The 11,910-nt window shown below is 64.6% G+C and carries 8 protein-coding genes and 1 tRNA gene; 5 read left to right on the top strand and 4 right to left on the bottom strand.

Annotated features, from left to right (window positions below):
• The first annotated feature begins 242 nt into the window (after positions 1–242).
• Positions 243–319: transfer RNA gene (locus MVC20_RS10300), tRNA-Pro, on the top strand.
• Positions 320–433: 114 nt separating this feature from the next.
• Here the strand turns inward: MVC20_RS10300 and MVC20_RS10295 are convergent.
• The 3 genes from MVC20_RS10295 to MVC20_RS10285 all read right to left on the bottom strand — a co-directional run bounded on the left by MVC20_RS10295 (position 434) and on the right by MVC20_RS10285 (position 7,018).
• Entirely contained in the window at positions 434–2,785 is a 2,352-nt protein-coding gene (locus tag MVC20_RS10295; RefSeq protein WP_297540997.1) for a DUF6851 domain-containing protein, read from the bottom strand.
• A 242-nt stretch (positions 2,786–3,027) separates the two neighbouring features.
• A complete protein-coding gene (locus MVC20_RS10290; RefSeq protein ID WP_297540995.1) occupies positions 3,028–5,793 on the bottom strand; it encodes a [protein-PII] uridylyltransferase in 2,766 nt (921 codons plus the stop codon).
• A 46-nt stretch (positions 5,794–5,839) separates the two neighbouring features.
• On the bottom strand, positions 5,840–7,018 hold the full coding sequence (locus MVC20_RS10285) for a penicillin-binding protein activator (RefSeq protein WP_297540993.1): 1,179 nt from the start codon (positions 7,016–7,018) through the stop codon (positions 5,840–5,842).
• Positions 7,019–7,105: 87 nt separating this feature from the next.
• Here MVC20_RS10285 and rsmI point away from each other — a divergent pair, with 87 nt between their 5' ends.
• The 4 genes from rsmI to MVC20_RS10265 are packed head-to-tail and all read left to right on the top strand — an operon-like array spanning position 7,106 to position 10,285.
• Positions 7,106–7,981: a 16S rRNA (cytidine(1402)-2'-O)-methyltransferase gene (gene rsmI / locus MVC20_RS10280; protein ID WP_297540991.1), complete on the top strand. Its 876-nt coding sequence runs from the start codon at positions 7,106–7,108 to the stop codon at positions 7,979–7,981.
• A gap of 3 nt (positions 7,982–7,984) precedes the next feature.
• A complete protein-coding gene (locus MVC20_RS10275) occupies positions 7,985–8,416 on the top strand; it encodes a YraN family protein (protein ID WP_297540989.1) in 432 nt (143 codons plus the stop codon).
• A gap of 58 nt (positions 8,417–8,474) precedes the next feature.
• Positions 8,475–9,410, top strand: coding sequence for a glutathione synthase (gshB, locus tag MVC20_RS10270; RefSeq protein WP_297540987.1), 936 nt, complete (start codon positions 8,475–8,477; stop codon positions 9,408–9,410).
• Positions 9,407–10,285, top strand: coding sequence for an alpha/beta hydrolase (locus tag MVC20_RS10265; RefSeq protein WP_297540985.1), 879 nt, complete (start codon positions 9,407–9,409; stop codon positions 10,283–10,285). Before gshB ends, MVC20_RS10265 begins: the two co-directional genes overlap by 4 nt.
• Here the strand turns inward: MVC20_RS10265 and MVC20_RS10260 are convergent.
• Positions 10,272–11,786 carry a YifB family Mg chelatase-like AAA ATPase gene (locus tag MVC20_RS10260; RefSeq protein WP_297540983.1) on the bottom strand — a complete coding sequence of 505 codons (1,515 nt, stop codon included), beginning with the start codon at positions 11,784–11,786 and terminating at the stop codon, positions 10,272–10,274. The two genes, MVC20_RS10265 and MVC20_RS10260, sit on opposite strands and share 14 nt — an antisense overlap.
• Between the last annotated feature and the right edge of the window lie 124 nt (positions 11,787–11,910).

Genomic DNA, 11,910 nt, shown 5'->3' with positions numbered 1-11,910 from the left:
ACAATCCGCGAGCGCGCGGGCGCGGAGGCAGAGTGCGATTCCTCGAGAACCTTGTCGATATGGGTGCGGCGTTGCGTAATCTGCGGTTCTCCGATGGGCATGGGCATGCGTGACCCGCCCTTTAGACGCCTGTGGCCCCTGCCCTGTCAATCCGACCTTCGGACCGGTTGCGCAGCGCGGGCAAAACACCGCGAAACCCCTTGCAATGCCCCGCCACGCGGTATAATCGCCTGTCTCACGGTCGGGCTGTAGCGCAGCCTGGTAGCGCACCTGCTTCGGGAGCAGGGGGTCGGAGGTTCGAATCCTCTCAGCCCGACCAGTGACAGCCTTCAGACGAATGCCGCATGAAAAAGGCCCCTCTCGGGGCCTTTGTTTTTTGTGGCCTGCGCCTGTCAGGCGGTGACAGGGGGCGGCATCCGCCCCCCGCCCGCGATCACAGGAAGGTAAAGCTGTCGAGCGTCAGATCTGCGGCCAGCACGGCCTCGACCAGCACATCGTTGCCGTTCACGTTGAACTGGGCACCGGCCACGGTATCGACGATGCCAAGCGCGTCAACAAAGCCCTGAAGCCCGTTTCCGCCGTTGTCGAGGTCATCGACACGGATGAAGAAGCTGTCGACGCCCACCTCGAAATCGGTGATGATGTCGAAATCGCCCGCGACGAATTCGTTGAACACGAAGAGGTCCGCGCCTTCGCCGCCCGACATAATGTCATTGCCAGCGCCGCCATTGATCGTGTCATTGCCTGCGCCACCGTCGATGATGTCGTCACGCCCGCCACCGGCGAGGAAATCGTCGCCGTCGCCGCCGAAGATATCGTCATCGCCTTCGCCGCCGCCGATCTGGTCATTGCCCGCGCCACCCAGGATCGTGTCCTGCCCGGTGCCGCCACCGACGATGTCATCGCCGTCGCCTGCATCGATGCTGTCGTTGCCAAAGCTGCCCGACATCGAATCGTTGCCTGCGCCACCGCCCAGCGTGTCATTGCCGGCACCGCCGCTGACCACGTCATTGCCGTCACCGCCTGCGGCGATGTCATCGCCTCGGCCCGCGCCGATCACGTCATCGCCGGCGCCGCCGTCAATCGTGTCATTGCCCAGGCCGCCGCCGATACGGTCAGCGCCATCGTCACCGAGAACGAAATCGTTGCCATCCCCGGCCGCCAGCACGTCATCGCCTGCGCCGCCCTCGATCGTGTCGTCCCCGGCCCCGCCGACGACGCTGTCATTGCCGGCCCCCGCAAGGGCAACATCACCGGCATCGGAGAGGGTGGTGAAATCCGACCCGCCGTTGGTGAAGAGCGCACTCCACCGTGCTTGGGCATTGGCCGCAACCTGCTCGCCCACTTGCAGACCGAACAAGTTGCCGTCCTGAATGTGGATGCCGCCGAAGATGCGGGATTGTCCCGCTTCCTGCGCCGCCTCGGTCAGGGTTTCCCACCGCAGCACGATCGGATCACCGCCATCGGCGCGGTTCTCGAAGGTCAGGTCAGAGGTGACGAATTCGCCAAGCAGGTCGAGACCCTCGACACCGTCGAGGTCATAGTTGCTGAGGCTGGTGCCATCATAATAGGCATCGCTGCCCAGATAGGCGGCCAGGGTCCGCGCGGCGGCTGCCGAAAAGGTCGAGTGACCCGAAACGAATTCGGGGAAGGGCGGCGTGGGGGCCGTCACATCCTGATACGGCAGCCAGTTCTGGCCAAGGATTGTCTGGGTGCCCTGGTTCGGACCGCCCCATGCCTGAATTTCCTGATCGAAGAAGAGGTCACGAATGGCCGAGTAGGGGCGAATGTAGGTATAGGTGTATTTCGCCTCCCAGGTCGCGATACCGGCGTCGAAAATGGCGGTGCTGAGCGCAAAGAACATCTCGGCGTCCTGCGCATTGCCATGACCGTCGCGCAGCGCCAGATCCTGAGCGATCTGGAACCAGTGCCCCGGAGGTGTCTCGCCGCGCGGGCCGTTGGCCCAGTATTCGGCAATCAGCTTTTGTTCATCGGTCAGGTTGGCCGAGATTTCGAGCACTTCGCCGATCTGTGCGCGATAGGCGGCATCGCCCGTGGTTACGTTGCCAAGCCCATCGACATACTCGGAAAAGTCGCCCAGTTGCGGCGGTGCGGGCGGGCGGAACTGATCGCCCGACGTCAGGGCAAAGCCATCCACACCGCCCCAATGCGGGGTCAACGCCTGCTGGTCGTTGAAGGTGCTCGGATCGTCATTGTCAAAGATCGGAATACCGTTCTCATCGGTCAGCGTGCCGTTCGGCTCGCGCAGCGGCTGCCACTGGTTGGGATCGAAATTCTCGCCACCCGGCGCGCGATCCGAGGTCGGATCGGCCTCGTTCACGGGCACGAAACCGGTGGTATCAGCAAAATCATTCTCGAAGTTCGAGCCATCATCGGCACGGGCGGCAAAGACATTCTGTGCCGCCAGATTGCCCAGACCCGCCGCCGTGTCGGGATCGGTCGAGACATTGGCCGGGTCGTATCCGAGGTCGATCAGAAAGGCTTCGAAATCAGCGGCGCGTTCAGGATGAAGCTGGCTCATGGCCGTGAAGGCCGCATAGCTGATCGCCTCGGCCAAGTTTGCATCGTTGTTTTCGAGCGACGTCTCGATCTCGGAATAGTGGCCCGAGGCGGTCGGGGACAATGCGGCATAGGCATCGTAGATCGCCGAGTTTGCAAGGTGCAGTTGATAGGTTGTGGGTGTGGGAGCAGGCCCGCCCTCGCGGATCACTTGAAGCTGCAGTTCATTCCACTGGGCGACGACAGATTGCTGAATAGGTTCCATTAATTCATCCTGTTGATTATATAAGTTCCGCCAGCTTTCACGCCGAATAACGGTGGGTAACGTTTGCGTGTAACCTTGATTCAGATCAAGGAATTTCTGAGAAATACCCTGCACTATTTCGGGCTTTCCTGAATTTTTGCGCAGACTCCGGGCGCATGCGCACCTACGAGGGCAGGCGTTCCGCCCTCCCACGACGCAGGGTTGTGACGTCACCCGCCGCGATCAGGACGCGCGCAGACCCCTCACGCCGAAGCGCGTTCGACACCTTCGGCGATGGCCGCGCGAAGTTTGCGTTCGAGGGCGGCGCGCTTGCTCTCGGAGTGGAATTTCAGCCCGAACATATCCTTGACATAGAACGTATCGACCACCTGTTCGCCAAAGGTCGCGATCACGGCAGAGGCGATATAGACGTTATTGGCCGCCAGGGTCCGGGTGAGATCATAGAGCAGACCGGGGCGGTCGCGGGTATCCACCTCGATGATCGTGTAGATTTCCGAGCCGTCATTATCAAAGGTGATATGCGTGGGCACACGGAAGGCGCGTTCGCGCTTCTTGAGCTTGTCGCGGGATTTGATCGCCTCGCGCGGGACCACCTCGCCCTTGAGCGTCTTTTGGATCATGCTGCGCAGACGCGGCAGGCGGTCGGCCTCGAACGGGTGCCCATCGGCGTCCTGTATCCAGAAAACGGCGGTGGCAAATCCATCCTTGGAGGTATAGGTGCGCGCGTCCACCACATTGGCCCCCACCAGCGCCAGGGCCCCCGCCAGACGCGAGAAAATGCCCGGATGGTCGGCCAGAGCAAAGCAGGCGCGGGTTGCGTCGCGATCCTCGTCAATTGCCAGATCAATGGCAATCTCGTTCTCGTCCAGATCGCGCAGCAGTCGGGCAAAGACCACATGCGCGGTGACATGCAGCCCCTGCCAATAGGGCGGGTAATGGCGCGAGGTCTCGTGCTTGAGATCCTTGGCATCCCAATCCGGCAGCGCCTCGCGCAGGTTGCGCTTGGCATCCGAGCCGCGCTGTTCGCGGTTGAGATCCTCAAGCCCGCCTTCCATGGCGCGGCGGGTCTGGCGGTAGAGCGCGCGCAAAAGCGAGGCCTTCCAGTTGTTCCATGTGCCGGGACCGACACCGCGAATATCGCAGACGGTGAGCAGCAGCAGCAGATCGAGCCGCTCGCGCGTTTGCACCGCCTTGGCGAAATCACGCACGGTGCGAGGATCGGCAATGTCGCGTTTCTGCGCCATGTCGGACATGAGAAGGTGATAGCGCACCAGCCATTCCACGGTATCCACCTCGCGCGGCTTCAGCCCCAGACGCGGGCCGACACGGCGGGCGATGCGCGCGCCCAGGATGGAGTGATCCTCTTCGCGCCCCTTGCCGATGTCATGCAAGAGCAGCGCGACATAGAGCACCCGGCGGTTGATCCCCTCCTTGAGAATGGAGGAGGAGACCGGCAGTTCCTCGATCAGTTCGCGCCGCTCGATCTGGGCCAGATGGCTGATGCATTGGATGATATGCTCGTCCACCGTGTAGTGGTGATACATGTTGAACTGCATCATCGCCACGATGGGTTCGAATTCGGGCAGAAAGGCCGACAGCACGCCCAGTTCGTTCATCCGCCGCAGGGCGCGTTCGGGATTGCCGTGTTTCAGCAGGAGGTCGAGAAAGAGCTTTTGCGCCGCCGGGTCATTGCGCATGCGCTCGTCGATCAGCCGGATATTGGCGGACACGAGCAGCATCGCATCGGGATGGATCAAGAGGCCCGTGCGCAGCGCCTCTTCAAACAGTCGCAAGAGATTGAGCGGATCGTCGAGAAACCCCTTGGGGTCGACGATGCCCAGGCGGCCATGCACCTCGACATAGCCCTCTTTCAGCGTCTTGCGGCGGCGCAGGAGGCGTTGCAACAGCGGCTCGGACTTGATCTGCGTCGCTTCGAGCTTGGTCAGGAAGATCCGCGTGAGATCGCCCACCGATGTGGCATGGCGAAAATAGTCCTGCATGAAGATTTCGACCCCGCGCCGGGCGGCGGTGTCCTTGTAGCCCATGCGCTGCGCCACCTCGACCTGCAGGTCAAAGGTCAACTGGTCATTGGGCCGCCCGATGATCAGGTGCAGATGACAGCGCACCGCCCAGAGAAAATTCTCGGCCTTGGCGAAGGTGGCGAATTCCTCGGGGGTGAACATGCCCAAGGCGACGAGTTCGCTCACATCCCGCACGCGGTGCAGGTATTTGGCGATCCAGAACAGGGATTGCAGATCGCGCAGCCCGCCCTTGCCCTCTTTGACATTGGGCTCGACCATGTAGCGCTCGCCCTGCTTTTCGTGCCGCGCGTCGCGTTCCGCAAGCTTGGCCTCGGCAAAGTCGCGCTCGGTGCCCTTGAAGAGGTCATTCCAGAGGCGGTGATTGAGTTTCTCGGCCAGTTCCTCTTCGCCCGCGAGAAAGCGGTTTTCCAAAAGCGCGGTGCGGATGGTGTAATCGTCTGAGCCCAAACGCAGGCAGTCGCGGATGGTGCGGCTGGCATGGCCAACCTTGAGCCGCAGATCCCACAGCATGTAGAGCATCGACTCAATCACGCTCTCGGCCCAGGGGGTGATCTTGTAGGGCGTGAGAAACAGCAGGTCGACATCGGAATGCGGGGCCATTTCGCCACGGCCATAGCCACCCACGGCAAAGACCGCGATGCGCTCGGCCTCGGTCGGGTTGGGCAACGGGTGCATGACGCGGGTGGCCACGTCGAGCGTGGTCAGGATCACGCAATCGGTCAGCCAGCAATAGGCGCGGGTGGTGGCGCGCGCGGCAAAGGGCTGGGCCGCCAGCCCCTCGGCAATCGCGGCGCGGCCTTGGGCAATGCGGGCGCTCAGGCAGGAGACGACCGCCCGGCGCAGCGCGCCCATGTCCGGCCCGGCCTCGGCCACGGCCTGCGCGACCTCTGCCGCGACGGCGGGAACGTCGAAAATCGTCTCGGCGGGACAGATCAGATCGTCCCGCACCGTGATGGGCTGGATCATGTCAGGCGTTTCACACCCGTGTCAGAGCACGTTTGGCCGGCGCGGCTCAAAATCCGGCCCCGCCAAAGCTCTGGGGCGCCGGCGACAGGATCGTCACGCGCTTGTCGCGGATCGTGGCCACGGCCAGACCGCGCTCGTTGCTGCCATCGGGGCGAAAGCGAAACACGCCGCTCACGCCCTGGAACCCGGCGGATTGGGTGAGCGCATTGCGCCCCAGCGCCTCGCGGTTGCCGGATTTCACCAGCGCGCCCACGGCGGCGATGCCGTCATAGGACAGGCTCGCGATCGGATGCGGCGCATTGCCATAGGCGGCGCTGAAACGCTGCGTGAACTGGCTGGCGCGCGCCGGGTCCGGCAGGGCGAACCAGCCCCCCTGAACCCCCGGCAGATCAAGCGTCTGCGGCGGGGTATCCCAGCGCGAGAGGCCGATATATTGCACCCGGTCGGGCCCAAGCCCGTTCTCCGGCAGCATCTGGGAAAAGAGCGGCAGGGCACCGGCGGAATTGGCGGTCAGGAAAATCGCATCGGCGGAATTGGTCTCGGCGGCACTCTTGATCTTGGGAATGGCGTCGATCACGCCCTCTTGCGAGAAGTCATAGCCCACGCTGCCCGCCAGGGTCGCGCCATTGTCGCGCACCGCCTGCTCGATGGCCGCACGCCCCAATTGTCCCGCGAGATTGTCGGAATAGACCGCCATGATCCGGGATTTGCCCTGCCGGGTGGCAAAATCCGCAAGCCGGTTGGCCGTGGTCTGGAAGGTCTGTCCGAGAATGAAGAGATTGCCGCCCGCGATGGTCGGATTGTTGGAAAAGGCCAGCACGTTGATGTTGCGCGGAGCCATGGCGACCGCCACGGCATTGGCCGATTCGGCATGGAGCGGCCCGATGATGATACGCGCGCCATCCGCGGCCGCGTTGAGGGCCGCCTGCTGCGCCTGCTGCGCTTGGCCTGCGGTGCCATAGACGCGCAGGTCGATCTGCACACCCGCAAGGTCCGACACGGCAAGCCGCGCCGCGTTTTCAAGGTCACGCGCCAACTGCGCCTCTTGCGCATCCGCGCTGCCATGCGGCACCAGAAGCGCCACCGGCACCGGCCCGGACGGCGCCGTGCCGCCCCCGCCCGGGGTGGCCACCGACACCGGCTGACAGGCGGCGAGAAAGAGCGCGGCAAGCACAAGGAAAGACCCGGCGAACGACTTGCGGATGATGTGTAAAACGGCGAACATGCGTATCTCTCACTCCCTTGTTGCGCTTTGCCCTTGGCCAGACGCGATTGCGGACAATCATAACGGTCATACGGAGCGGGTCCAGTGGTGAATCCCAAACAGCAGAAACTGGCCGGTGGTCTCTATCTGATTGCCACCCCCATCGGCACCGCACGCGACATCACGCTGCGCGCGCTCGACATTCTGGCCTCGGCGGATGTGCTGGCGGCCGAGGATACCCGCAGCCTGCGGCGGCTGATGGAAATTCACGGCGTGTCCTTGGGCGAGCGCCCGCTCTGGCCCTATCACGATCACAATGGCGCACAGATGCGGCCCCGGATTCTGGCGGCGCTCGAGGCCGGGCAATCGGTGGTCTATGCCTCGGAGGCGGGCACGCCGATGGTGGCGGATCCCGGGTTCGATCTGGGCCGCGCGGCGGTGGCGGCGGGGTATGACCTAGTCTCTGCCCCCGGCCCCTCGGCGGTGATCACGGCGCTGACGCTGGCGGGGCTGCCCACGGACCGGTTTCTCTTTGCCGGATTCCTGCCCAACACCGCCTCCAAGCGCAAGACGGTGCTCAAGGAGCTGTCGGGCGTGCCCGCAACGCTGGTGTTTTACGAATCGCCCAAGCGGGTGGCGGCGATGCTGCGCGATGCGGCCGAAGTGCTGGGAGGCACACGTGCGGCGGCGGTCTGCCGCGAATTGACCAAGAAATTCGAAGAAATCCGGCGCGGCACGCTCGCGGAACTGGCCCTGTCCTTGGCCGATGCGACACCAAAAGGCGAAATTGTCGTGGTCATTGATCGCGGCGGTTCAGAGAAAATTAAGGAAGTTGATCTAGACCGGATGGTGCTTGACGCGCTCAAGGCGCATTCTGTGCGTGATGCGGCGGATCTGGTGGCGGCGGACACCGGCACGCCGCGGCGCGAGGTCTATCAAAGGGCGCTCTTTCTGGCGAAGGGTGACCAAACGGAATCGGAGTAAGGAATGCGGCAACTGGCGTTTGATTTCGAGGCGGGTGGCGTGGCGGCAGCGGTGCCGCCCGGGCTTTTGCTGCGTCAGGAGCGGGGGCGGCGGGCCTATCTCTCGGGTCAGGCGGCGGAGGCGGCCGTGTTGCGCGCCTATGAACGGCGCGCGGTGGCGCTCTTGCATCAGCGCTGGCGCGGGCAAAGCGGTGAGATCGACATGATCCTGCGCGCGCCCGACACCTATATCTTTTGCGAGGTCAAGCAGGCCGCCAGTTTCGACCTGGCCATCGAACGGCTGCATCAGGGCCAGATGCGGCGTATCCATGCGGCAGCCTCGGAATATCTGGGCCTCTTGCCCGAGGGGCAGCTGGCCCCGGTCCGGTTCGACCTGGGGATTGTGGATGGCCGGGGGGATGTGCGCATCCTCGAGAATGCCTTTGGTCATTTCTGAATTGCGCCCCCCGCGCTCTTGCCGCATGTAGGCAGGAGACCGTGAAAAGGGGCAGGATATGAAAATCGCTTTTCAGATGGACCCGATCGGGCCGATCAATATCAACGGGGACAGCACCTTTCGCATCGCGGAAGAGGCGCAGGCGCGGGGGTATGAGCTGTTTTACTACACGCCCGACCGGCTGGCCTATGACGAGGGGCGGGTGACGGCGCGGGGCTGGCCGCTGACGGTGCAGCGGGTGCAGGGCGACCATTTTCGGCTGGGCGCGGAGCAGACGGTCGATCTGAGCACCTTCGATGTCGTCTGGCTGCGGCAGGACCCGCCGTTTGACATGTTCTACATCACCACGACCCATATCCTGCAGCGGCTGAGCCCTGGCACGCTCGTGGCGAACGATCCTTTCTGGGTGCGCAATTATCCCGAAAAGCTGCTCATCCTCGATTTTCCCCAACTCATGCCGCCCACCGCGATTGCCCGCGACCTGGACACGATCCGGGCCTTTCGCGCACGGCACGGCGATGTGATCCTCAAGCCACTCTATGGCAATGGTGGCGCGGGCGTGTTCCACCTGCCCGAGAGCGACCGCAATCTTGCCAGCCTGCACGAGATGTTCACCGGGTTCAGCCGCGAGCCGCTGATTGTCCAGAAATACCTGCCCGCCGTGAGCAAGGGCGACAAGCGGGTCATTCTGGTCGATGGCGAACCGATCGGGGCCATCAACCGCGTGCCCGCCCAAGGCGAGACGCGCTCGAACATGCATGTGGGCGGGCGCGCCGAAAAGGTGGAGCTGACCGCCCGCGACCGCGAGATTTGCGCCACCATCGGGCCACTGCTGCGCGAGAAGGGACAGATCTTCGTGGGGATCGACGTGATCGGCGAATACCTCACGGAGATCAACGTGACCTCGCCCACCGGCCTGCAAGAGCTGGAACGGTTTGACGGCACCAATGGCGCGGGTCTCATATGGGATGCCATCGCGGCGCGGCGGGGATGAGCTGGCAGCTGCGCCTCTTGAACCGCCACCTGCGCTGGTTCGAAAAGCCGGCGCTGGCGCGCCATGACAAGGACCGCCTCAGGCGGTCCTTTGCGTTGAAATCCCGGCTCTATTTCCATGCCCCTCTTGGCACGTCGTTTGAACGCGCCAGCCTCGGCGGGGTACCAGTGCAATGGGCGCGGGCCCGTGGTGTGCGGCCTGCACCGGTGATCCTCTATTTCCATGGCGGGGCCTATGTCTTTGGCACCTCGACCACGCATCGCGCGATGCTGGCCAAGCTGTCGGCGCTGACCGGCCTGCCCGCCTGTCTGCCCGATTACCGGCTCGCGCCCGAGCACCCCTTTCCGGCGCAGATCGACGATGCGCTGGCGTGTTACCGCGCGCTCCGGTCGACGCATGAGGTGATCATTGGCGGGGATAGTGCGGGCGGCGGGCTGGCGCTGGCGCTCTTGCACGAGATTTTGGCGCGGGGCCTCGTCCCGCCCATGGGCGTCTTTGCCTTTTCGCCGCTCACCGATGTGACCTATTCCGGCGCGTCCGTCACCGAGAATGCCGCGCGCGATTGCGTCCTGTCGGCCACCCGGATTGGCGAGATGCTGGAGATGTTCTTGCGCGGCCAGGACCCGCGCGATCCGCGCGCTTCGCCACTCTTTGGCCGGTTCACCGGCGCGCCGCCCGTGTGGATGACCGTGGGCGATACCGAAATCCTGCGCGACGACACGCTGCGGATGCAGGCCGCGCTGGTGGCGCAGGGGGTGCAGAGCGTGGCGACCGTCAAGCCCGACCATCCGCATGTCTGGCCCATTTTCCATAATGTCCTGCCCGAAGCGGGCGAAACCCTGCGCGATCTGGCGGGGTGGATCAGGTCTCTTTGACCCCGGCGATGCGAAAGCTGACCGCCTCGGCCACATGCGGCAGGCGAACATGGTCCGAGCCGTCGAGATCGGCGATGGTGCGCGCCACGCGCAACACCCGGTGATAGCCCCGCGCCGTCAGCCCAAAGCGGCTGGCGACGCGCGTCACGAGCGCGCGGCCCTCGGCATCGGGGGTGGCGATCTCGTCGAGCACCGCCCCTTCGGCGTCAGCGTTGAGGCGCATATGGGCGTGGTCCGTAAAGCGCGCCGCCTGCACCGCCCGCGCCCCCGCCACGCGCTCCGCGACCGTGGCCGAGGCATCGCCAGAGGCGGGCAGATCGAGATCGGCAAAGGCCACGGGCGGCACCTCGATCCGCAGATCGAAGCGGTCCATCAGCGGGCCCGAAATGCGCCCGATGTAATCCTCGCCACAGTTGGGCGCACGCGAACAGGCGCGGTTGGGGTCGCTCAGATAGCCGCATTTGCAAGGGTTGGCGGCAGCGATCAGCATGAATCGGCAGGGGTATTTCACATGGGCATTGGCGCGGGCGACCATCACCTCGCCGGTCTCGATGGGTTGGCGCAGGGTTTCCAGCACGGTGCGGGGAAATTCGGGAAACTCATCCATGAAGAGCACGCCATTATGCGCAAGGCTGATTTCCCCCGGCTTGGCGCTGCGCCCGCCGCCGACGATCGCGGCCATCGAGGCGGTGTGATGCGGCTCGCGAAAGGGGCGGGCGCGGTTGATGCCCCCCTCGGACAAGAGCCCCGCAAGCGAATGGATCATCGAGGTTTCCAGCGCCTCGAGGGCCGAGAGCGGTGGCAGGATACCCGGCATACGCGCGGCCAGCATGGATTTGCCGGATCCCGGCGTGCCGATCATGATCAGGTGGTGACGGCCTGCGGCGGCGATTTCCAGCGCGCGCTTGGCGCGTTCCTGTCCCTTGACGTCGCGCAGGTCGCGGCCCTGCGGTGGCGCGATCACCTCGCCGGGGTCCGAGGCGGGGATGGGCGCCTGCCCGGTGTAGTGGCGCACCACATCCGCCAGCGACGCAGCGGCGATCACCTGCACCGCCCCCACCCAGGCCGCCTCGGGGCCGCAGGCCTTGGGGCAGAGCAGGATGCGATGTTCCTCGGCCGCAGCCATGGCGGCGGGGAGCGCACCGATCACCGGCACCAGCGTGCCGTCGAGCGACAACTCCCCCAATGCCGTTGTGCCCTCGGCGGCGTCATGCGGGATGATTTCGAGCGCCGCCAGAAGGGCCAACGCGATGGGGAGGTCAAAATGGCTGCCCTCTTTCGGCATGTCGGCAGGCGAGAGGTTGATGGTGATGCGCCGCGACGGCAGGGCGATGGCCATGGCCGAGAGCGCCGCGCGCACCCGGTCGCGCGCCTCGGACACCGCCTTGTCGGGCAGGCCCACGAGGGAAAAGGCAGGCACGCCGGGTGTTACGGCGCATTGCACTTCGACGGGCTTGGCCTCGACCCCTTCAAAGGCCACGGTATAGGCGCGCGCGACCATGCAGTCCCCTGTTGTTGGAACAAGGTTAATGCGTAGCGCGGCAGGGGTTTAGGAATGGTTAACGCTTGCCCCCCGGTCGCTCGGGCGAATTCGGTCTCGCACCTGCGCGGCAAGTCTCTTATAA

It is taken from the genome of Roseovarius sp. (assembly GCF_027019125.1).
Classification (GTDB): domain Bacteria; phylum Pseudomonadota; class Alphaproteobacteria; order Rhodobacterales; family Rhodobacteraceae; genus Roseovarius.
This window is presented reverse-complemented; position numbering and strand designations above follow the sequence as displayed.